This window comes from Mariniradius sediminis (genome assembly GCF_021491425.1).
GTDB lineage: Bacteria > Bacteroidota > Bacteroidia > Cytophagales > Cyclobacteriaceae > Mariniradius > Mariniradius saccharolyticus.
In genome coordinates this window covers 146,252-168,713 of record NZ_JAKEVZ010000006.1, presented here as the reverse complement: position 1 = coordinate 168,713, position 22,462 = coordinate 146,252, and the positions used below count along the sequence as shown (strand labels likewise).

General features: G+C 47.1%; 16 protein-coding genes. 11 read left to right on the top strand and 5 right to left on the bottom strand.

Going from position 1 to position 22,462, the window contains the following annotated elements:
• Positions 1-4 precede the first annotated feature (4 nt).
• From L0U89_RS09520 to lpdA, 8 genes are all read left to right on the top strand, one after another.
• Positions 5-496, top strand: a complete 492-nt coding sequence (locus tag L0U89_RS09520; protein ID WP_234861298.1) for a hypothetical protein — start codon at positions 5-7, stop codon at positions 494-496.
• Positions 497-1,326: 830 nt separating this feature from the next.
• The gene (locus L0U89_RS09515) at positions 1,327-4,533 is read left to right on the top strand and encodes a SusC/RagA family TonB-linked outer membrane protein (RefSeq protein WP_234861297.1); all 3,207 of its coding nucleotides are present in this window, start codon (positions 1,327-1,329) and stop codon (positions 4,531-4,533) included.
• 18 nt (positions 4,534-4,551) lie between these two features.
• On the top strand, positions 4,552-6,207 hold the full coding sequence (locus L0U89_RS09510) for a SusD/RagB family nutrient-binding outer membrane lipoprotein (RefSeq protein ID WP_234861296.1): 1,656 nt from the start codon (positions 4,552-4,554) through the stop codon (positions 6,205-6,207).
• 20 nt (positions 6,208-6,227) lie between these two features.
• The gene (locus tag L0U89_RS09505; RefSeq protein ID WP_234861295.1) at positions 6,228-7,211 is read left to right on the top strand and encodes a hypothetical protein; all 984 of its coding nucleotides are present in this window, start codon (positions 6,228-6,230) and stop codon (positions 7,209-7,211) included.
• Between the two features lie 197 nt (positions 7,212-7,408).
• Positions 7,409-10,213, top strand: a complete 2,805-nt coding sequence (locus L0U89_RS09500) for a 2-oxoglutarate dehydrogenase E1 component (RefSeq protein WP_234861294.1) — start codon at positions 7,409-7,411, stop codon at positions 10,211-10,213.
• Between the two features lie 66 nt (positions 10,214-10,279).
• On the top strand, positions 10,280-11,815 hold the full coding sequence (gene odhB / locus L0U89_RS09495) for a 2-oxoglutarate dehydrogenase complex dihydrolipoyllysine-residue succinyltransferase (RefSeq protein ID WP_234861293.1): 1,536 nt from the start codon (positions 10,280-10,282) through the stop codon (positions 11,813-11,815).
• Between the two features lie 206 nt (positions 11,816-12,021).
• Complete coding sequence (locus tag L0U89_RS09490) at positions 12,022-12,378, top strand: four helix bundle protein (RefSeq protein WP_234861292.1); 357 nt, start codon at positions 12,022-12,024, stop codon at positions 12,376-12,378.
• A 53-nt stretch (positions 12,379-12,431) separates the two neighbouring features.
• Positions 12,432-13,829, top strand: a complete 1,398-nt coding sequence (gene lpdA, locus L0U89_RS09485) for a dihydrolipoyl dehydrogenase (protein ID WP_234861291.1) — start codon at positions 12,432-12,434, stop codon at positions 13,827-13,829.
• Between the two features lie 119 nt (positions 13,830-13,948).
• Here lpdA and L0U89_RS09480 read toward each other — a convergent pair whose 3' ends face one another.
• Complete coding sequence (locus tag L0U89_RS09480) at positions 13,949-14,713, bottom strand: TspO-related membrane protein (RefSeq protein WP_234861290.1); 765 nt, start codon at positions 14,711-14,713, stop codon at positions 13,949-13,951.
• 209 nt (positions 14,714-14,922) lie between these two features.
• On the opposite strand from L0U89_RS09480, the gene L0U89_RS09475 reads away from it, so the two are divergent.
• Positions 14,923-15,720, top strand: a complete 798-nt coding sequence (locus L0U89_RS09475) for an AAA family ATPase (protein WP_234861289.1) — start codon at positions 14,923-14,925, stop codon at positions 15,718-15,720.
• Positions 15,721-15,765: 45 nt separating this feature from the next.
• Here L0U89_RS09475 and L0U89_RS09470 read toward each other — a convergent pair whose 3' ends face one another.
• From L0U89_RS09470 to L0U89_RS09455, 4 genes are read right to left on the bottom strand one after another with little or no spacing between them, the layout of a single operon-like run.
• Positions 15,766-16,455, bottom strand: a complete 690-nt coding sequence (locus tag L0U89_RS09470; RefSeq protein ID WP_234861288.1) for a 6-phosphogluconolactonase — start codon at positions 16,453-16,455, stop codon at positions 15,766-15,768.
• Positions 16,452-16,766, bottom strand: a complete 315-nt coding sequence (locus tag L0U89_RS09465) for an AtuA-related protein (RefSeq protein ID WP_234861287.1) — start codon at positions 16,764-16,766, stop codon at positions 16,452-16,454. Before L0U89_RS09465 ends, L0U89_RS09470 begins: the two co-directional genes overlap by 4 nt.
• Entirely contained in the window at positions 16,763-18,082 is a 1,320-nt protein-coding gene (locus L0U89_RS09460) for an acyclic terpene utilization AtuA family protein (RefSeq protein ID WP_234861286.1), read from the bottom strand. Before L0U89_RS09460 ends, L0U89_RS09465 begins: the two co-directional genes overlap by 4 nt.
• Positions 18,083-18,087: 5 nt before the next feature.
• Entirely contained in the window at positions 18,088-19,380 is a 1,293-nt protein-coding gene (locus L0U89_RS09455) for a CitMHS family transporter (protein WP_234861285.1), read from the bottom strand.
• A 204-nt stretch (positions 19,381-19,584) separates the two neighbouring features.
• Here L0U89_RS09455 and L0U89_RS09450 point away from each other — a divergent pair, with 204 nt between their 5' ends.
• Together L0U89_RS09450 and L0U89_RS09445 are read left to right on the top strand one after the other, a co-directional pair.
• Complete coding sequence (locus L0U89_RS09450) at positions 19,585-20,754, top strand: sialidase family protein (RefSeq protein WP_234861284.1); 1,170 nt, start codon at positions 19,585-19,587, stop codon at positions 20,752-20,754.
• Positions 20,755-20,967: 213 nt separating this feature from the next.
• The gene (locus tag L0U89_RS09445) at positions 20,968-22,449 is read left to right on the top strand and encodes an MFS transporter (RefSeq protein WP_234861283.1); all 1,482 of its coding nucleotides are present in this window, start codon (positions 20,968-20,970) and stop codon (positions 22,447-22,449) included.
• Positions 22,450-22,462: the final 13 nt, after the last annotated feature.

Genomic DNA, 22,462 nt, shown 5'->3' with positions numbered 1-22,462 from the left:
CAGTATGAAAAGCATTTTCGGAAAATCTATCTCACTCGCTGCCCTTTTTTTCCTTTTTCTGATTCCCACCGAATCATTTGCCCAATACAATACCGGAATTGGTTTGAGATTGGGAACAGGAAATGGTTTCACCGTCAAACATTTTGTGACCCAACAAGGCGCCGTGGAAGCGCTCATTTATTCCAGATGGAGCGGGCTGATTGTTTCCGGCCTATATGAAGTGCATTTCGATATCTCCGAGGTAAGGGGGTTGCAGTGGTTTGTGGGTGGAGGGGCGCACTTTGGTACTTGGAATGCCGGCAACCACAACCTGCCCCGTGTCCCTAAGAGGGAAGGCATGCAGACTTTTGGCTTGGATGGGATTATCGGCTTGGATTACAAAATCTACAATGCCCCGGTCAATTTGTCCTTTGATTGGAAGCCGGCCGTGAATTTCAACGAGTCTGCAGGGTTTTGGTGGGATGAATTGGCACTTTCGGTGAGATTCGCATTCTAGATTCCTCATTCCTGTTTTCTTTTTTGGCGTTTGCAGGATTTTTGATTACAGAACAGCCGCTGGTAAGCGTCTTTTTCATTTTATCTAGGAAAAAGGGCGAAAATCCCAAGCAAAAAGAAGTGAGGACAGGCGAAATCCCTTGGTCCAAACAAAATTTGGCATGAATTGACTCTGTCGTGACACAGATTATTGGGTTTTGTATAGAATCGGGATACCCATTTTTTTGACTTTCTATCTTTTTTCGAAGAAAATCTGAAAAAATGAACCCGTATTCCAGACTTTGATCAAAAATGGGAAAGAAAAAGACTTGATTTTCTACCCAAATCAAGAGTTGGAAAATATTTTTCACTATCGGGAAAATTTAGAATCGCCTTGAGGCCACACCACTTGTAAAATATGCATAATATGTAAGTAAAAACGTGCTTATTTATCAAAAACGAAAAAAAGTATTCGTTCAATTGATTTTTATCTAAAAAAACCGAAAAAAAATCACCTTTTACATTTTTTGACCGTTTGTCAAAAATCAAAATAATATTCGGTTTTATATTCCTGTATGCGCTTTTTTAGATACTGAACCCTGCAAATGGATTTCAATTCCAAATATTCGGCTTTTATCACCATTAAAAAGCAATAAAAACCGCCGGTTTATCTATGCCAACACAAATTTGAAATTTGGAATATTTCATAGATTCATGGATGTTAAAAATGGTTAAAATAGGAATAAAGTAATAAAAAATTATTCAATACCTATATTTTTTCAATAAAATCCATCATTTTGAAATATGCGGGAAATAAATTTTCTTTACACATCAACTAAACTAAAATACCTTATGAGAAAAGCTTTACTCTTTGTGATTGCGCTTTTCACCATGGCACTGAGTTTCGAGGTGTCGGCGCAACAACGGGTAGTTACCGGAAAGGTAATTTCCGATGAAGACGGTCAAGGCCTTCCCGGCGCGACCGTTCTCGTGAAGGGTACAACAGTGGGTACTACCACCGATTTGGATGGTAATTACTCCATTAATGTACCGGCAGGATCGGATGTCCTGATCTTCTCTTTCGTTGGTTTGAAAACCATCGAAGAGTCGATTGGCAATCGGTCTGTAGTTAACATTACGCTCACTACTGACGCTTCCCAACTCTCCGAGGTGGTTGTAACGGCGATCGGTATTGAGAAGGAAAAGAAAGCTCTTGGCTATGCAGTCTCGACTGTGGGGGATGAGCAAATCCAAAACAGACCAGAGGCGGACGTTTCAAGGGTCTTGCAAGGAAAAGTAGCTGGTGTGAACATCACTGCTACAAACGGTATGTCCGGTTCAGGTACCAACATCATCATCAGGGGCTATTCCTCAGCTACAGGATCTAACCAGCCTTTGTTTGTGGTGGATGGGGTTCCATTCAGTTCTGCTACGAATGCGCAGACGAGTTTCGCATCAGGTGGTGCCACTACATCTTCCCGTTTCTTGGATATCGATCCCAACAACATCGAGAACGTTTCTGTGTTGAAGGGTCTTTCTGCAACGGTATTGTATGGTGACCAAGGTAGAAACGGTGTAATCTTGATCACGACCAAATCTGGGTCTAGAAAGAGAAAGCAAGGTGAAGTTACTATCAACCAGTCTTTGTTCTCTAACTCCGCAGCTTCTTTGCCAACTTACGGTCAGATCTACGGTAACGGTTTCCAGCAACAGCCTGGTCTCTTCTTCTCCAACTTCGGACCAAGATTGGATCTAGGTTTGCAGATCAACCACCCAATTGCATCCTCTAACTTGGCAAGCATTAGAAATGCTTTCCCTGAGTTTTTTGATCAAAATGGCGCCCCAATCAAGTATGATTATAAGGCTTATCCAGATCCGTCTGAAGTTTTCTTCCAAACCGGCTTGGTTTCCAATACCTCTGCCCAAATCTCCGGTAGTTCTGACAGGACGAGTTACAACGCTTCCTTCGGTTATACCAGCGATGAAGGCTTCATCCCAGGCAACCTCTTGAAGAAGTACAACTTCGGTTTGGGTATCAACTCTGCTGTAACTGATAAATTGACTGTGGCCTCCTCCTTCACTTTTGCAAGGACGGACTTGAAATCGCCTCCAGTCAACGCAGCCTTCGGTTCAGGTCCAAACGGTGGTGTGCCTTCTGCATTTGCCAACACCTTGTACACGCCAAGGTCTATCGACTTGAGTATGCCTTTCGAGAACCCGGTTGACAAAAGTAACGTCTACTTCAGGGCAGGTAACGACCAAGTGAACCCATTCTGGTTGGTGAAAAACTACAAGAACACCTCTTTGGTGAACAGGTTCTTCAACTCTACCTCTTTGAACTATGACTTCAACGACAACTTCTCTGTAACCTACCGTCTTGGTTTGGATACTTACTCTGAGGTTCAAGAAGCGAAGTACAACAAAGGTGGGGGTACCGGTGTAACCTTGGACGTTAGGCAAGGATACTACAGGACTATCAATATCCAAAATACCATTTGGAACCAGGATTTGATCTTGAACTGGAGAAAGACCTTGTCTGAGAAAATTGGAATGAGTGCGTTGTTGGGCGGTAATACCCGTTATGACAACTACAACCAAAACGGTATCTCTTCCACAGGGCAATTGGCCTTCGATCTTTTCCGTCATACCAACTTCCTGACTTCTGCTTCCATCGACCCACTCGGTGCTGGCAGAATGGACTACTTGGTTGAGGAGCAACGTTACGGTATCTATGCGAACGTAACATTCGATTACAGCAACTACCTGTTCTTGAACGTTTCCGCTAGAAATGACTGGACTTCAACAGTAGAACAGCCTAACAGAAGAATCCTGTATCCAGGTGCTTCAGTTTCGTTTATTCCTACTGACGCATTCGGTTGGAAATCTGCAACTTTGAATGACTTGAAATTGCGTTTGGGTTACGGTACATCAGCTGGTTTCCCTCCTCCATACAGAACAAGAAATATCTTGGGTCAATCTGCAAGGGCATTTGAAAGAGGCGGAACTGTGTTCCAGTCCCAAACCGTATCCAACCAATTGGGTAACCCGAATTTGAGGCCTGAGTTGCACGAAGAAGTGGAATTTGGTGTAGAAGCAGCCATGTTCAACAACAAAGTAAGATTTGACCTCTCCTTGTATCAAAAGAATACAAGAGACTTGATCACGCAAGCTCCAATTGACCCTGCAACTGGATTTACCTCTACTTTCCTTAACATCGGTAGAATCAGAAACAGAGGCGTCGAATTCCAAGGTACTGCTACTCCGATCTCTAGACCTTCCGGATTTAGCTGGGAGACTATCGTGAACTTTACCGCTTACCGAACCATCGTGATGGAATTAGGTGAAGGTTTGGAAGAAGTTGTAGTGGCTGGATTTACCGATTTGGGTAACTTCGCTATCCCTGGACAACCTTTCAACATTATCAAAGGATCCGTATTTGCAAGAGATGAGCAAACTGGTCAGCCGATTGTAGACGCCGTCGGTACCTATCTGACTGCGCCTGAAATTGGTATCCTTGGTGATCCTAACCCTAAGTGGACTGGTTCTTGGATCAACACTTTGAGGTACAAAGGCCTATTCTTGAACTTCATGCTGGAATACAGAAGAGGTGGTGTCATCTTCTCTAACACGGTAACAGCTACCTTGGCAAGGGGTGTGACCAAAGACCCTGTGGTTGACAGAGAATTCTCTTTCATCCTTCCAGGTGTAAAGAGAGACGGTACTCCAAACGATATCCAAATCACGGCTTCCAACTACTTCTTTGATGGATACCACGTAGGTGCTGACGAATCAAACGTCTTCGACGGTTCCGCTGCTAGATTGCGTGAATTGTCATTGGGTTATGATTTGCCGGCCTCTATCCTTTCCAAAACCCCATTCAGAAGAGCGTCTATTGCCTTGAGTGGTACAAACTTGTGGTTTAGAGCGCTCAACTTCCCTCCAAACATGAACTATGATGTAGACGTGTTGGGTGTAGGTGTTGGCAACGGTTTGGGCTTTGATTTCGTGACTGGTCCAAGTTCCAGAAGATTCGGTGGAACAATCACCTTAGGTTTCTAATCCTAAACAAGACAGACAATGAAAAGAAAATTATATAGTTTATTGCTGGCGGGCGGGTTGCTTTTCGCAAGTGCCTGTAACAATTTGGATGATTTCTTGGATAGCCCCAACGAAGTTACCGCCAATACAGCCGACCCATCTTGGGTCTTGAATAACGTTCAGGTAGCCTTTTCTGGCCAGTTCAATACCTTGAGCCAGTTTGGTATGCAGATTACCAGGATTCTTTCCCAACCTAACGTCAACTGGGCGAACGCATATTTTGCCCAGACAATGAACGGCACGTGGAATACATCCTATGCCACCATCTTGGCCGATATCAAGTTTTTGGAAGAGTTGAACGAAACTAATCCAATTCCAAGACATTTGGCCTATGCCAATGTGATCAAGGCTTTGGTGTTGATGAACCTGGTTGATTACCTAGGTGATGTGCCCTTGTCAGAAGCTCTGGATCCAGCTAACTTCAATCCGGTTGTTGATAGTGGAGAGGATGTTTACAAGGCTGCTTTTGATGCCTTGACTCAAGCCAAGGCCCTGTTGGCGACCACCACCACAAACATTCCTACGGATTTGTACTACGGTAATAACGTTACAAGATGGGGAAAATTGATTGCTACTTTGGAACTGAAGTATCACCTCAACCTCAAGTTGAAAAATGCTGCTGCAAGTACTGCCGCCATCAATGCTTTGATTGGAAGTGGGAACTTGATGGCAGAAGGGGATGACTTCGTTTTCAGATATGGTACAAGTCAAACTAACCCTGATTCCCGTTCACCTAGATTCAGCCAATATGGTGGCGGTGGAGGTGACTACCAGTCTACTTGGTACATGTTCCATTTGACTGAGGCTAAGGGTATCCCTGACCCTCGTGTGAGATACTATATGTATCGTCAGGTGAAAGTCAATCCAACAGATCCTGACAAATTGAGATGTTTGGGTGAGATTGCTCCCGGACATTATTTGGCAGGGAATTTCCCGTTCTGTTTGCCAAACATGACTTCCACTGGCAAGGGATACTGGGGAAGAGACCACTTGAACAACGAAGGTATTCCACCAGATGGTTTCGAAAGGACCATGTACGGACTGTATCCGGGCGGTGGTAGATTCGATGACGATTCTGCTGCTCCTATCAACTCACCGACAATGGGTGCCGGTGGTGCGGGCTTGCAGCCAATCATGCTCGCTGCTTATGTTGACTTCATGCTCGCTGAAGCTGCCTTGACTTTGGGTACAACCGGAGATCCAAAAGCCCTCTTGTTGAGTGGTATCAGAAAGCATATGAACTTCGTTAGGACTTTTGCCTTAGGAAGTGCGCAGGCATCAGTGGTTTCTGGCTTCTATACAAACGCAGCTTGGGGGACCTTGGTGGATGATTACATTGCACTTGTTGGTACCCAATACGATGCGGCTCCAACCAACAGAAAATTGAATATTGTTGCGAGAGAGTATTGGCTTTCACTGTTCGGCAATGGTGTTGAAGCGTACAACCTTTACAGAAGGACAGGACAGCCTGATGGCATGCAGCCTGGTTTGGCGGTTGAAGTGGGTTTGTTCCCTAGGTCATTCTTGTATCCAAACGATTTTGTTGTGACGAATAAATTCGCGGAACAAAAAGCCAATTTGGGTCAGAGGGTTTTCTGGGATACCAATCCTGAAGGTAACGGCTGGGTTTATTAATCATTAAAAAAAGCTGAACTATGAAATTTATGAAATATAGTCTTGGAATGTTGGTAACTATGTTGGTGTTCATCACCTCATGTACCGACTTTGTAGAACCTAGGATCCCTTATAGTACCTTTGATACGGGGGCCTATTTAAGGACTACGGCGCGTACCAGCACTAGTTTTAACTTCTTCAACCTTGCAAATTCCAGATTTGATATCACGGTTGAGGCAGTTGATGCAGAAAACGGTGCGACAGTCGACAATGTGGAAGTCAGGGTAAGAAGAAGAAGATTGATACCGGGTGTAGGATTGCAGTTTGTTCCCGCTGCTGGTCCCGGTGGTGCTGTAAACGATGTGCTTTTGAAGACGATCCCGGGATCGGCATTCACGCTGACCCCAGATTCGAAATTCCTGCGTACACAGATTGTCGTGACTGCTCAAGAGGCTATTACGGCTCTTGGACTCACCCAAGCCCAGGTAAATGGCGGAGATGTTTTTGAATTCAGGCTGAAGTTGACCGACAAAAAAGGCCGAGTGTTCAATGATGTCAATGCGAGTGCGGACATCAAGGGTGGTTTGTTTTATTCTTCGCCTTTCTTGTACAATGTGACTGTCGTTTGTCCTCTTACGGAGGGTTACGCACTCGGTCAATACAGGTTGACGCAGCCTGTAGGTGGTGCTGATCCATTCTTTGGTAATCCAACTCGATTTGTGGAAGAAGTTGTAACTTTAGTTGCAGGGACTACTGCTACCCAGAGGAGATTTACAGTAAATTACCTCGGAGGTTTTACCACCAGGCCATTTACAATTGAACTGTCATGCGGGAAGGTTGTGAAGCCTGAAGAAGCTGCGGGTGCAGGTTGTGGTGGCCCAGGTATTCTCTGGATTTCGGATCCTAACAATCTTGCTGATTACAACCCTGCAAGTGACGCTACGATAACTGTGAAGTTTATTGATGATTCTCAATCGAGTTGTGGAATTACAGCGCCGGTTGAGTTTCTGTTAACCAAACTTTAAGATTTTGTTGTTTTGATAAAGGCTGATCCAAATTTGGGTCAGCCTTTTTTTGTTTAATTTTCGTTGATTTTTTTAGACTAGGAATGATTTCGTTTTAGGTCTGGTGTAGCAGATATTGTTTAAATTTGCGAAAACGAATATACGGTTTTTTTAATCCTTTTTGTTGTTTTACTTTTGCTTTCATACAGCCTAACCTTATGGATCAATACTCCTATATTTCCAATGCCCATGTAGCCTACATTGATGAGTTGTACGCTGCTTACAAAGAATCCCCCACTTCAATAGACCCAAGCTGGAAGACCTTTTTTGATGGGTTCGACTTTGCCATCACCAAGTTTGGGGAGGATGCCGAAGGCGGCGCAAGTGCGGTCGCTACCAAACCAGTCTCTGCTGAACCCAAACCGACTGGCGCTTTGGCGACTCCAGGTACCATCATGGACATGGAACAGTTGCCGAAGGAAATCAAGGTACGTGCCCTCATCCATGCCTATCGTTCCCGAGGACACCTTCGGTCCAAGACTAACCCGGTGCGGGAAAGAAGGGATCGGAAGCCCTTGTTGGATATTGGGGATTTTGGACTCGATCAAAATGATTTGAATACGGAATTTCAGGCCGGGAAAGAAATTGGGATTGGCACTGCCAAGCTTTCCAAGATTTTGGAGTCCCTCAAAATCATCTATGAAGGGGCGCTTGGCTTTGAATATACCTACATCCGAGAGCCCTTGATGTTGGATTGGTTGAAGACCAAGATCGAGAAAGAGGCGCTCTCATTCAATCCATCTGTTGACGAGAAAAAACGGATACTTTTCAAGCTCAACCAAGCGGTTGTTTTTGAGAACTTTCTACATACAAAATACTTGGGACAGAAGCGTTTCTCCCTCGAAGGGGGGGAGAGCACGATTCCATTCCTGGATGCCGTAATCAATACTGCCGCGGACTATGGGGTGGAAGAAGTCATGATTGGCATGGCCCATAGAGGCAGGCTCAATGTCCTCGCCAATATCATGGGCAAGACGTATGAGCAAATATTCTCCGAGTTTGAGGGGACCGCAAAGCCTGACCTTACCATGGGGGATGGGGACGTGAAATACCACATGGGGTATTCCTCCGACATCATTACCACAGGCGACAAGAAAGTCAACCTGAAACTCGCGCCTAACCCTTCCCACTTGGAGGCAGTCGATCCGGTGGTGGAAGGATTCATCAGGGCAAAGATTGATTCCCAACACAAAAACGATTCGAAAAAGGCGCTTCCGATCTTGATCCATGGTGACGCTGCGGTAGCCGGGCAGGGTATCGTCTATGAAGTTACCCAAATGGCGGGACTGAAGGGTTATAATACCGGAGGCACAGTCCATTTTGTGATCAACAACCAGGTTGGATTCACGACGGATTTTGACGACGCCCGGTCTTCCATCTACTGTACCGACGTGGCCAAAATCATCGACGCACCTGTCATCCACGTCAACGGTGACAATGCGGAAGCAGTTGTTTTCGCGGCCAAATTGGCTGCAGAGTTCAGGCAGAAGTTTGCAAGGGATATTTTTGTGGACATGGTCTGTTACAGAAGGCATGGCCACAATGAGTCCGACGAGCCCAAATTCACGCAACCCGAACTGTACAACATCATCTCCAAGCATCCCAATCCTCGCGAGATATATGTAAAGCGTTTGACCGAGCGCGGTGATATCGATGCAGAGATCGCAAGGCAAATGGATGAGGAATTCAGGCAGTTGCTGCAGGATCGATTGAACATGGTGAAGGAAAAACCACTTCCTTATCAGTTTACCAAATTCGAGAGAGAATGGCAGTCGCTGCGGCGTTCCACTCCTGAGGATTTTGAGAAATCCCCCGAAACGGGTATTTCGCTGGAGGCGGTTGAGAAAGTCGCTGATGCCCTGACTACGATACCCAAGGGTTTCAAGCCGATCAAGCAGATTGAGATACAGCTGAAGCAGCGGAAAGACATGTATTTTACTTCGAAGTCCTTGAACTGGGCAGCAGCCGAATTGCTGGCCTATGGTTCTTTGCTTTTGGAGGGAAAAACGGTCAGACTAACCGGGCAGGATGTGCAGCGGGGCACATTTTCCCACCGACATGCGGTCGTGCACGACGCCAACACGAACAAGCCCTATAATTTCCTCAAGGAATTGAAGGACAGTGAAGGCCAGTTCCATATTTACAATTCATTGCTTTCTGAGTATGCCGTTTTGGGTTTCGAATACGGATATGCCATGGCTAGCCCCCATTCCCTCGCGATATGGGAAGCACAGTTCGGTGATTTCGCCAACGGTGCCCAAACAATGATCGACCAGTTTATTTCCTCCGGTGAATCCAAGTGGGGAAAGATGAACGGCATGGTGCTTTTGCTTCCCCATGGTTATGAGGGTCAAGGTCCTGAGCATTCGAATGCCAGGCCGGAGCGTTTCCTGCAGCTTTCTGCGGAATACAATATGGTCGTGGCCAACATCACCGAACCATCCAATTTCTTCCATTTGCTGAGACGGCAACTGGCTTGGGAATTCAGAAAGCCCTGCGTGGTCATGTCTCCAAAGTCCTTGCTGAGACATCCCAAAGTGGTTTCTCCTTTGGATGAATTCACCCAAGGTAGATTTAGGGAGGTTTTGCTTGATACAAATGCTGATCCGAAGCAGGTGAAGCGTGTCGTGCTATGTTCGGGCAAGGTATTCTATGACCTTGACGAGGCGAGGGAAAAGGACAAGATCAAGGATGTGGCCATCATTCGCGTAGAGCAGCTGCACCCACTCCCCAAAAACCAGATTTTGGAAGCATTGAAAGCCTATCCAAACGCTGAAATCGTATGGGTCCAGGAAGAGCCTGAAAACATGGGCTATTGGAATTACATCCTGAGGATGCTCTACAAGGACATCAAGATGGATGTGATTGCCAGAAAAACTTCAGCATCACCGGCAACGGGTTACAACAAAGTCCACGTCGAGGAACAATCCGGTATCGTGAACAGAGCACTGAAGATTTCATAAGTTAGAAGTCAGGTTATTTTTCCAACCATTCATTCCCAAAAGGAATAAATACCAAAAGAGACAACAATGAGCCTAGAAATGAAAGTCCCCGCGGTAGGGGAGTCCATCACTGAAGTAACCATTGGCCAATGGTTCAAAAAAGACGGAGACCAAGTCCAAATGGACGAGGTTCTCTGCGAACTTGAATCTGACAAAGCCACTTTTGAACTCACTGCGGAGTCAGCGGGGACCTTGAGGATCAAAGCGCAGGCAGGAGAAACCCTGGAGATTGGCGCTACGATCTGTGTCATCGAAAACGGTGCAGCTGCTAGCGAGGTCAAAACTGAGGTGAAGGCAGCACCAGCACCAGCACCAGCTGCAAAAGGCAAGACCGGTGAGATCAAGGAAATGATCGTGCCTACGGTTGGTGAATCCATCACCGAGGTTACGTTGGCTACTTGGCTCAAAGCCGATGGGGATTTTGTACAACTGGACGATATTATTGCCGAGGTGGATTCCGACAAGGCAACGTTTGAATTGCCTGCAGAGGCTACAGGTATCTTGAGGCATGTGGCCAAGGAAGGCGACACACTGGAGATCGGAGGCTTGATCTGCCGGATCGAAGTGGTCGAAGGTGGTAAACCGACTGCGGAAGCTGCCGCAACACCAGTCCCAACCGCTGCGCCTGCACCCTCGAAAGAAAGCTACGCGACAGGACATGCTTCGCCCGCAGCCGGTAAAATCATTGCAGAAAAAGGCCTTAGCCCAGCTGATATCCAAGGAACTGGGAAAGATGGCCGCATCACCAAAGAAGACGCGATTGCCGCACAACCCAAAGCCATGGAAACTCCCAAAGCTGAACCCAAACCAACTACGCCAGTTAGCGCAACACCTAGTCCAGCTCCAGTAAAGACTTTTGGAGCGAGGGATAGCAGAAGGGAAAAGATGTCTTCCCTGAGACGTACGGTTTCCAGGAGATTGGTAGCGGTGAAAAATGAGACAGCGATGTTGACCACCTTCAACGAGGTCAACATGGGACCAATCATGGATATCCGCAAGAAATACAAAGATCAATTCAAGGAAAAACACGGCGTGAATCTCGGGTTCATGTCTTTCTTTACCAAGGCCGTGTGTGTTGCCCTGCAGGAATGGCCCGCAGTCAATGCCATGATCGACGGAAATGAGATCGTTTACCACGACTTCTGTGATGTATCAATTGCGGTATCCGCGCCAAAAGGCTTGGTGGTGCCTGTCATTCGAAACGCTGAGTCCCTGAGTTTTGACGAAATCGAAAAAGAAGTTGTCCGATTGGCTACCAAAGCACGTGACAATAAGTTGTCCATCGAGGAGATGACCGGCGGAACATTCACCATCACCAACGGTGGCATCTTTGGTTCCATGATGTCCACGCCAATCATCAACGCACCCCAGTCCGCAATCCTAGGCATGCACAATATCGTCGAGCGCCCCGTCGTGGAAAACGGTCAAATCGTCATCAGGCCGATGATGTATGTGGCGCTGTCGTATGACCACCGCATCATCGATGGCCGCGAGTCCGTCAGCTTCCTTGTCCGCGTCAAACAACTTCTCGAAGACCCGACCAGGTTGTTGTTTGGCGTTTAGGAAAAAGAGTTGTACCAAGTACAACGTACGAAGTACCAAGTATTCGGGAACGTAAGACAGTAATGGTTTCCTAAGGTATTCGCAACCTGACGCGAGACGGGGCATATCTGAATCCGTGTGCTTGAGATAGTCGACTAAGTAATTGATTAACCCGGATAAACTGATGCTTCAAGCATAAATTGGAAGAATAACAAACTTCGAGATTTATGCACAGATACAAAGAATTAAAGGTATGGCAAAAGGCTATAGACTTGGCAGTGGAGGTATATCGGATAACTGAGCTTCTTCCACAAAATGAGCGATTTGGCTTGATCAGTCAGATGAACCGGGCAGTGGTTTCCATTCCGTCAAATATCGCAGAGGGCGCAGGTAGAAACAGCCTGAGGGAATTTGACAACTTTCTTGGAATTGCGCTTGGTTCGTCATTTGAACTAGACTCTCAACTAGTCATCTCCAATAGGCTTTCTTATGTCAAGAATACTGATTTTGATAGACTTGAAAATCATATTGAGCATTTGCAGAATATGATCGTCAAGCTTAAGATGAGTTTTGAAAATAAATAAACCCACGTGTACTTCGTACTTGGTACTTGGTACATAGTACAAAGACTACAACAATGTATGACCTTATCGTAATCGGATCTGGACCAGGCGGATATGTAGCCGCGATCCGTGGCGCGCAGCTTGGGATGAAAACCGCCATTATCGAGAAATATCCAACACTCGGTGGTACTTGCCTCAATGTGGGCTGTATTCCTTCCAAGGCACTTTTGGATTCCTCGGAGCATTTTCACAATGCGACCCATACCTTCCAAACCCACGGGATTCTGCTGGACAACTTGAAAGTGGACCTGCCACAAATGATTGCCCGAAAGGACGACGTCGTCAAGCAAAACGTGGACGGCATCCAGTTTTTGATGAAGAAAAACAAGATCGATGTGCACCAGGGGATAGGCTCTTTTGTGGACAAAAACACCATCAAAGTAACCAAGGCCGATGGGATTTCATCCGACATCCAAGGCAAGCATATCATCATTGCCACAGGCTCGAAACCTGCCTCTTTGCCGTTTATCAACATCGACAAGCAGCGCATCATAACATCGACCGAGGCGCTGAAAATGAAGGAAATTCCAAAGCACCTGATCGTCATTGGTGGTGGGGTAATCGGAATGGAATTGGGTTCTGTGTACGGCAGACTCGGTGCCAAAGTATCCGTGGTCGAGTTTATGGATGCGATCATTCCATCGATGGACAGGACAATGGGTAAGGAATTGCAGAAGTCCCTCAAAAAGCTCGGTTTTGAGTTTTACCTCAAACACAAAGTCACCGCGGTCGAGAATTTGGGTGAGGAAGTGCTTGTAAAGGCCGAAAATGGGAAAGGTGAAACCATTGAGATCAAAGGTGACTATGTATTGGTTTCGATCGGAAGAAAACCTTATACCGAGGGCTTGAATGCAGAAGCAGCTGGGGTCAGACTCACTGCGCGCGGACAGGTGGAAGTTGACGACCATTTGCGGACCAATGTGCCAAATATCTACGCCATTGGCGATGTCGTCAAAGGTGCCATGCTGGCCCACAAAGCCGAAGAAGAAGGCGTGTATGTCGCCGAAACCATCGCCGGGCAAAAGCCACATATCAATTACCTGCTGATCCCCGGTGTCGTTTACACTTGGCCGGAGGTAGCTGCGGTTGGCTACACCGAGGAGCAACTGAAAGAAATGGGTATTGCTTACAAAACGGGGAAATTTCCATTCATGGCCTCAGGCCGCGCCAGGGCCTCGATGGATACCGACGGTTTGGTGAAGGTGCTTGCTGACGCCAGTACCGACGAAATCCTGGGAGTACACATGATCGGACCGAGAACCGCAGATATGATCGCCGAGGCAGTAGTGGCTATGGAGTATCGGGCTTCCGCAGAAGATATCGCACGGATGTCCCATGCGCACCCGACCTATACCGAAGCCTTCAAAGAGGCTTGTTTGGCTGCCACGGACAATCGGGCACTGCATATATAAATTCGATACTTTCAAAAAAAAAGGCTCTTGAAAACTTCAAGGGCCTTTTTTTTGGTGTGGTATCCCCGTTGTTTTCTTCCGCAAAAGGGAATATAGGGCAAGAAGGAATCACAGCGTTTTCAGGTTTTGTCAAGCTGCTTTGCCAGGAAGAATCGCACAACAATTGCCATTGCGAGCGCCAAGGCAAGTGCCAATGCCCCAAAGGCTACCATTGTTTCTCCGCCCCAGTTGCTGGCCGCAATTCCCGAAAATGCCCATACGCCCACCCAGGTTGCTTGGGCAATATTTTGCTTGAAAAGCAGGAAAAGATAGATTCCGGATGCAATCGCCAACATCGCCAATGTCCAGATAGCAGGACTTGAAGTCAGGATTCCCAAGTCATATACCAGCACGGAGACGTTGACGAGGGTAGCCACTGTCACCCAACCTGTGTACACTGCAATCGGCGTGGCAACCCATAGGTATTGGGAAATTGAGATGCTTTTTGAACCTATTTGTAGCCGATGTCCCAAAACCAGCAGGGAGACCAAGAGCCCAATGATGGCAATCGCTGAAAGATAGAGCCATTCGTTGCACCATATGACAATCCAAGCGAGATTGAGCAGATTGCTGATGCCAAACCAAATGCCGGATGGAAGCAGTGATTTTTCTGGGCTTTTTCTCAGCAAAGTCCATCCCTGATAGGTCAAGTAACCGAGCAGCAGCAGGTAGATCAAGCCCCAAATGGAAAAGGTGAATCCGGCGGGGGTGATCAGGGTTGGGTATTGGTTGCTGATTTCCCCAACTGATTTGACACCTGCAGCGCCAGAACCATACAGGTAATTGAAATACAGGGTGGCGCCGAAAGTCAGCCAGTTGAAGAGGTAAAGGGAAACGTTGCGCATGGGATGGTTTTGGAGACTAAAGTACAAAAATTGCCCTTTTGTTTAGGAAGTGGATTTAGACCGAAGGTTGACAGTTCGCTAATGATTTTTGAATTAAGAAAATTGGAAAACTATTCCCTGACATCTCCTGTCAATCACTATTTCAGACGGCGCTGAATGGGTAAATTGATGTGTTAAGGAATTTCAATGAAGCTAAAATTTGATCAGCTATGAACACCATACTATTTGTAACAGGACCTGAGGGAGTGGGTAAGACCACGTTTATTGCAAAGCATTTTGCCAACAGGGAAGGATATTTTGTATTGGACCTGTGCAGGATTTCCCAGGACCTTTTTGGGACGGTTGCGGCGTTTGGGGACGATCGCTTGGCCGATATCTATAACCAGGCTACCGAGGAAGCCATGGATGCCTTGATGGAGGACAAAGTGCTGGTCGTTGAATACAGCCTCTCGGGTTATGATGATGAATTTGTCGCTTTGGTGAAGGCTGCCAAATCAAACGGATTTCGGGTCGAAATCGACCAAATCACTGCTGACAAGGACTTGGCTTCGGCAAGATTGCTGGATCGGAGAGGGGCTGAGGATTTTTTGCCATTTGATCGGGTCAAGGAGGATTTGTTGGAAATACTCACCGGAATCATAGAATGTATGGCCTACAATCATGACTGGGAGCGGGTATGTCACCTTTCGGGACCGGGTGTTTCGGTGGATTTTTTCAAAGCGGAACAAGAGGGTAGAAGCACCTACTTTTTCGTGACCGAGGAGAAAAAGTACTTCGTGTTTGACCAGCGCAGGGATGATGCTGAGCTGGACAATGTGGAGATCGTCCATAGATACGGGTCCTTTCCGGAAGCTTTGGCTGCATTGCAGGAGAAGGTTCCCTTGGTTGGCTTATATCCCAGCCACATCAAGGATGGATATCTAAAAGCTGTCAAGGATGCCTATCAGAAATACCTTTCAGCTTCCCCGGTCATCCCTGCCAAGGATTGGGAGATTTTTCTGAACTGATCAAAACGCCCTTGACAGAAAGGGGCATGCCTAGACAAATTGGGCTTACTCGATCACCAAACAATCGGTATTTGGATGCAGCCAAAGGAAGCTCGCTGGGCAATCTGTGCCGATCTTCTGCTCTTGGATTCTGCGCCAAGCATCTTCCTTCCCTTTTCCGGAGACCAAGAAAATGATCTTTTTCGATTGCAGGATATCCCGCATCCCCACGCAGAGACCATAGGCTGGTTCGGGTCCTTGGGAGAGTGCCGGGTCGTGTTGGATGGTGGAAGGTGCCAAAGTCGCTTTGTGAAAAAACGGCTGTAGGAAATCTGCTGGTTCGTTGAAGGCGATATGCCCATTTTTCCCTAGGCCAAGGATACAAATGTCAAAAGGCCCGTTTGCGGCAATGAATTGGCGCATTTTTTCACATTCGCTTTCGGCCAAATCAGCGGCCGTGTCAAATGTCATGTAGCGCTCCACAGGGATATCCAGTGGTCGGAGCAGGTGTTTTTTTAGATATGTTTCGCAGGAATCCGGATGGGAGAGCGGGATGATACCCCATTCGTCCATTTTGATGACCCGCAAAGAGTGAAACGCTTCGGGCTTTTTGGCCATTTCGGCGTACATACCCGTAGGAGAATTCCCCGTCGCTGCGCAAAAAAGCAAATCCGGCTTTACGGAAATTTCCTTAAGGACGATTTGAGCGGCTCGCTGACTCAACTCTTCGTAGTTTTTGCAAGAGACAATGTTCATGGTTTTGGGTTTATTTTCATTTCCAATAAGGCATAGCTCAATGATTTTCCATGGGCATCCAGAGCCATTGAGGTCGTCACTCCCGTCCCCAGTGCCTCTGTGCAAGTAAATAAGAGCGCATGGAGACTAGGGATTTCGTATCGTGAAACCTCTCCTTTTACATGGTCGCTGAGATGGGCCTTGACTTTTTCGGCGGTGACTTCCTGTACCAAGTGGGGATATTCGTTTTCGTCAAATGGAAACAGCGATAGAACCAATGTGTTTCCTTTGTCTCCGGCCCGGCTATGGGCAATTTTGGCAAGCTTGATCATGGGATTATTACTTCAGGATTGATTTTATCTCGGTCCAATAGTATGGAAACGACGCCGATGATTTCCTTGACGCTTTTTCTCGCCCCTCCTCCTCCCGCGGGGCCGTTGGTATAGAGTGCTTCCACTTCTTCTCCGATAAGATTGGCCTTGTCCTGGCTGTGACTTTTTCCCACGACCCTCAGTCGTACTTCGTAGGGTTCAGATCCTTGGGGAAGTACAGGGCCATGGAGCGAACTCAATCCGATGAAATCTACCCTGAATTCATCGAAAAGATTCCGGATTCTTTTCTCGATGATTTCGCCGGCTAGTGCCGCTCTTTCCTTGGCATGCGCGCCTGCGTAGGAGATTTCTCCTTCGCCCATAAATCCCGCTTGGTAACCAACACTGACCTTCAGTTGGGATGGTTTGGGTTTTCCAGTTCCTCCGGTGACTTTGATTTGGTCCTTTTTGATTTCTTCAAAATGCACAGAGCGGAAGTCGGCAACCACATCGGGCGTGAAGTAATTTCCCGGATCCAGGACTTCATAAAGCAGTTGCTCCTTGGCGGTCCGAATCGTGATTTCGCCGCCTGTTCCGGAGACTTTACCAATGATACCGCTGCCGTCAGGATACACATCCACAAAGGGATGCCCCAAATTTTCCATTCCGGCAACAGGCTTACTGACAGGATCGGCAAAATAGCCTCCCGTTATCTGTCCGGCACATTCCATTAGGTGCCCGAGAACCGTTCCTTTTCCCATCAAATCCCAGTCCGCCGGATCCCATCCGAACTCGTGAATCATTGGTGCCAAAAATAACGATGGATCCGCTACCCTTCCCGTAAGAATGATATTGGCATCCGTCTTTAGGGCCGGCAGAATCGCATCGACACCCATGTATGCATTGGCGGAAATGAGCGTGCCGTAGGTGCTTAATGCTTTGTTTCGCTCCATACTTGGCTCGTCTCCCGAAATGCTGGCAAAAACATCATCCCCCAAGACCACGGCGACTTTGATCGTGAGTTGAAGCCTTTTGGCGATATCGATGATCTTCTGTGCTCCAGACAAGGGGTTTGCTGCACCCATGTTTGTTATAAGCCGTGTGTTGTGTTTGACCAAAAGTGGCAGGAGGCTTGTAATCCTTCTTTCCAACATTGGGTCGTAGCCCAGGTTTGGATTTTGTTGCTTGGCCTTTTGTGCAAGGGCAATGGTTCGCTCCGCAAGGCATTCGAGGACCAAATAGTCCAAATTTCCTTGTTCTGTAAGAATAAGCGCTGGTTCCAATCGGTCTCCCGAGAAACCGGCACCGCAGCCGATTCTTATGACGTCTTTTTTCATCACATTCAGATAGAAATGATCCCCATCAAAACCGAAACAATCAAAATCACCAAAGTCACCAAAAAGGCCCAAGGAATGGTTTTCACTTGATGTTCACCTAGATCGACTCCAGCCAAACCAATCAAGAGGAACGTCGATCCAGTCAAAGGACTCACTGCAAATCCGGTGGTCATCTGACCCATGATCGCCGCTTGACCAACCTCAATTCCTGATGCCTGAAAGGATTCTGCAGTCGATGCGAGCAAAGGCAAAATGCCAAAATAAAAGGAATCTGGGTCAAACAATAGACTCAAAGGCATGGAAAGAATACCCGTGATCAAAGGGAGGTGTGAGCCGATTTTTTCAGGAATGAATTGATTGATAGAGCCCGCCATTGCCTCCATCATGCCTGTGCCCTTTAAGATTCCTGTAAAACAACCTGCTGCAAACAAGATAGAAGCCATCAGCATCGCTTCTTTGGCATGGGCGTCAATGATTTTTCGCTGTAAGTCAACTTTCGGGAAATTGATCGTAATCGCTAGCGCAAATGCAATCATGAAAACGACGTAGGGCGGTGCCATGCCTGACACCAAAAAGCCAATCGCAAGAACGATCAGGAATACATTGAAAAGAAAAAGCTTTGGACGCGCTAGTTCATTGTATTCGGCTTGGATGTTTTGGTCTGTCACAAGGCTTGGTCCAGGGACTGGAAGTCTGGCTTTTTCTTTTTTTCCAAAAAAAACAGCAATTACAAGCACAGTGATCAATCCGACTAGCATGGGAATCAAGATAGGGTTGAAAAGTTCAGTGACGCTCAAATCAAGCGCAGTCGCCGCCCGCAGAGTAGGACCTCCCCAAGGGAGGATATTCATCGTTCCTGCCGACAATGCTACGATACTGGCAAGGGTAAGCCTTTTCATGCCAACTTTGTCATAAATCGGTACCATCGCAGGGATCACCACCAAAAACGTCACAGCCCCAGAACCGTCCAAATGGACCAACATCGCCAGGATGGCGGTGGCGACGGTTATCTTGACAGGGTCATTTCCGGCAAACCGCAACAGTCGATTGATGATGGGTTGGAATGTGCCTGCATCCATCAAAACACCAAAAAACAGGATGGCGAAAATGAACATGATGCCTGTCGGAGCGATGTCCTTTAGACCGTTGCCGATCATTGTGGGAAGTTCCGCGCCAAACCCTGCCACAAGTCCCGTTATAACTGGCACGGCAATCAAAGCCACCACGGGAGAAGCCTTTTTGGTAATCACCAAATACAAGAGTAGCAGTATTGTTAAAAGGCCAAGAAATGCCAGCATGTTGAAATATTTTGTTTGGGAGAGATTATCCAAATAAACAGAAAAATATCAATCGACTTAGCAAATTTTAGACAATTGGTTCGCTGAAACTCTAATATGAAATGCTGTGAAATGGGATTTGTCTTATATTCAGCCTCAAGCTTGTGATTCGATCCTAAATCCTGCCAGTTTGAAATTGATTATTCCTAGCAACATCTACCAAAAATGAGATCATCCTTATTTCTTTTCTGCTTGTTGGTACTACTTCCGTTTTTTGTCTTTTGCCAAGAAACTGAAACGATCGTTTTTCAAAGCGGGAAAGAGGGTCATGCTGTCTATCGTATACCTGCGATCCTTGCATTGCCCAATGGGGATTTGTTGGCATTTGCAGAGGGAAGGGTAAACGGCAGCGCCGATTTCGGTGATGTAAACTTGGTCATGAAACGGAGTCACGATCAAGGAAAGACATGGTCGTCTTTGGAGACGTTGGTGGACTATGACAGTCTTCAGGCAGGTAATCCAGCCCCGGTCGTGGATATGTTGGATCCGGATTTTCCCAAAGGCGTCGTGTTTCTTTTTTACAATACCGGCAACAACCATGAATACGATATCCGTCTCAACAAAGGCGTAAGGGAGGTTTGGATGATGAAGTCATTTGATCTTGGGCACACATGGGAAAAGCCCGAGAACATCACCCTGAAAGTGCATCGACCAAACAACCCACAATTTAATCCTCTTTATCAGCACCCCGAAGATTGGAGGCACTACGCCAATACGCCGGGCCACGCGTTCCAATTTCAGGAAGGGAAGTACAAGGGAAGAATCTATGTGCCGGCCAATCATTCTGTAGGACCTCCCCAACAAAATTTTGAGGAGTACAGGGCGCATGGGTTTTTCTCGGACGACCATGGAGAGTCTTTCAAGATTTCAGAGTCTGTTCACCTACCTGGCTCAAATGAATCCATCGGTGCTGAACTCTCTGGTAGCCGAATGATCATGAGTATTCGCAACCAGCGTGGAGACATAAGGCAGCGGATATTGGCTTACTCCTCCGATGGGGGAAGCAGTTGGGAAGAGGTCAGGTTTGAGGAAGCACTTCCCGATCCTGTATGCCAAGGGTCCATTTTGGCCATCGGCCAGTCGGATGGAAAGACAATCTTGGCCCATTCCAACGCCTCCGACCCAAATGACCGTAATAATCTGACGATCAAAATCAGCTTCGACGAGGGGAAATCGTGGCCAAAGGTCATGCCTATTGACAGGACAGATGATCCCAAAAAAGTGTCTTGGACCGCTTATAGCGATCTGGTGAGTTTGAACGGTTCAACCTTGGGTATTTTGTATGAGCGGGACAACTACGCCCAGATTGTTTGGAGGACTGTCGTGTGGCGCTGATGGATAGAATCGGCCTTTTGACAATTTCTAAATCGGCTACCGTTCATCCTTTCCCGCAAACGATTGATATCACATTTTCTTCCAAAATCCTCGAGAACACAGGTTGATTTTTTTTCGACTTCCTGCAAAATCCCTATTTTCGGAAGGATTTGGCTTTGATTGGAGAATAATGTTTTTTCGAATCTGAGACCTTACCCAACCAGCGTTGTACCCATGCAGAAACCCCAACTAACCTTCTCCCAAATCATCAACATGAATGTTGGTTTTTTCGGCATTCAGTACAGTTTTGGGCTTCAACAATCGGCGGTAAACCCGATCTACGACATGCTGGGCGCGCAACCCCACGAGATCCCGATTCTAAATCTGGCAGGACCGATGACCGGTTTATTGATTCAGCCGATCATCGGTGCGCTTAGCGACCGGACTTGGAGCCCAAGATTTGGTAGACGGAAGCCGTTTTTCTTTATCGGGGCGGTTTTTTGCAGTATTTGCCTGTTCCTTTATCCTTTCAGCAGCACGCTGTGGATGGCGGCCGGTTTGCTTTGGGTGCTTGATGCTGCCAACAACACCGCCATGGAACCCTATAGGGCGCTGATTGCTGACAAGTTGCCCGAGGAGCAGTACGCGACCGGATTTCTCACCCAAAGCTTCTTCACGGGCTTGGGCATTACCTTGGCCAATCTTTCCCTGTTTTTTTTCCAAATGTACATTCCCGGCACTGCGGGGTCACTGCCCGTATGGGTGTACGCGTCATTCTTCCTGGGATCCGTTTGTTCGATCGCCTCGGTTGGTTGGAGTATCTACAAGACTCCGGAAATTCCGCCCTCTCCCGATGAATTGCAGGTATTGAAAGAAAAAAATGAGGGCATGCCGCATCCCGTGATCCAGTTTTTTCTTTCTGTCGTTACGTCTCTGTTCATTTATGCACTGTTTTTGGTCTTGTTGGTTCCTGCGATTTTCGATCGGGGTATTCTTCAAAGGACCGTTCACGCCATCGAGAAGCGCCCGTCTTCCAAGGTGCTCTTTTCCCAAAATTTGGAAATCATCAGTGCGATTCTGGATATGCCATCCGTGATGTGGAAGTTGGCCTTGGTGTACCTTTTCCAATGGTATGCCTTGTTTGTCTATTGGCAGAATGCCGCCAAAAGCATCGCGCAATCCGTCTGGAATACCTCTCCCTCCGAAAACATGGATTTGTATGAGGAAGCCGTTGGCTGGACCGGCCTCGTCAATGGTTGGTACAATGTCGTTACCTTCCTTTCGGCCTTTGCATTGGTTGGTGTGGCCAAGCGGTTTGGTCCGAAAAAAGTCCATTTCTTCTGTTTGATTATGGCAGGCTTGGGTTTGTTGGTATTCCCATTTATCGAAAACAAATACTTGCTGTTTGCGCCAATGACCGGATTCGGCATTGCATGGGCAAGTATGATGGGTATTCCCTACCTACTGGTGGTCAATGAAATTCCGAAAGAGCGCTATGGCGTCTACATGGGAATTATCAACATGATGATCGTGGTGCCGATGATCTTCCAAACCCTGAGCTTCGGTTTTGTCGCGAAAAATTTCCTTGGCAACGACCCGGGGATTTCCATCGCTTTTGCAGGTGTATTGTTGCTCTTGGCGGCAGTGGCCGTGCTTAGAATAAAAGAAAACCAATCCGTCGAGACAGGAGGCGTACAGATGGGCGGCGGCCATTAGGCAGGCCCTTCCT

Excerpts from the sequence above, each read along its gene's own strand:
- L0U89_RS09520 (WP_234861298.1), top strand. The coding sequence starts at position 5 with ATGAAAAGCATTTTCGGAAAATCTATCTCACTCGCTGCCCTTTTTTTC.
- L0U89_RS09515 (WP_234861297.1), top strand. The coding sequence starts at position 1,327 with ATGAGAAAAGCTTTACTCTTTGTGATTGCGCTTTTCACCATGGCACTG.
- L0U89_RS09510 (WP_234861296.1), top strand. The coding sequence starts at position 4,552 with ATGAAAAGAAAATTATATAGTTTATTGCTGGCGGGCGGGTTGCTTTTC.
- L0U89_RS09505 (WP_234861295.1), top strand. The coding sequence starts at position 6,228 with ATGAAATTTATGAAATATAGTCTTGGAATGTTGGTAACTATGTTGGTG.
- L0U89_RS09500 (WP_234861294.1), top strand. The coding sequence starts at position 7,409 with ATGGATCAATACTCCTATATTTCCAATGCCCATGTAGCCTACATTGAT.
- odhB (WP_234861293.1), top strand. The coding sequence starts at position 10,280 with ATGAGCCTAGAAATGAAAGTCCCCGCGGTAGGGGAGTCCATCACTGAA.
- L0U89_RS09490 (WP_234861292.1), top strand. The coding sequence starts at position 12,022 with ATGCACAGATACAAAGAATTAAAGGTATGGCAAAAGGCTATAGACTTG.
- lpdA (WP_234861291.1), top strand. The coding sequence starts at position 12,432 with ATGTATGACCTTATCGTAATCGGATCTGGACCAGGCGGATATGTAGCC.
- L0U89_RS09480 (WP_234861290.1), bottom strand. The coding sequence starts at position 14,713 with ATGCGCAACGTTTCCCTTTACCTCTTCAACTGGCTGACTTTCGGCGCC.
- L0U89_RS09475 (WP_234861289.1), top strand. The coding sequence starts at position 14,923 with ATGAACACCATACTATTTGTAACAGGACCTGAGGGAGTGGGTAAGACC.
- L0U89_RS09470 (WP_234861288.1), bottom strand. The coding sequence starts at position 16,455 with ATGAACATTGTCTCTTGCAAAAACTACGAAGAGTTGAGTCAGCGAGCC.
- L0U89_RS09465 (WP_234861287.1), bottom strand. The coding sequence starts at position 16,766 with ATGATCAAGCTTGCCAAAATTGCCCATAGCCGGGCCGGAGACAAAGGA.
- L0U89_RS09460 (WP_234861286.1), bottom strand. The coding sequence starts at position 18,082 with ATGAAAAAAGACGTCATAAGAATCGGCTGCGGTGCCGGTTTCTCGGGA.
- L0U89_RS09455 (WP_234861285.1), bottom strand. The coding sequence starts at position 19,380 with ATGCTGGCATTTCTTGGCCTTTTAACAATACTGCTACTCTTGTATTTG.
- L0U89_RS09450 (WP_234861284.1), top strand. The coding sequence starts at position 19,585 with ATGAGATCATCCTTATTTCTTTTCTGCTTGTTGGTACTACTTCCGTTT.
- L0U89_RS09445 (WP_234861283.1), top strand. The coding sequence starts at position 20,968 with ATGCAGAAACCCCAACTAACCTTCTCCCAAATCATCAACATGAATGTT.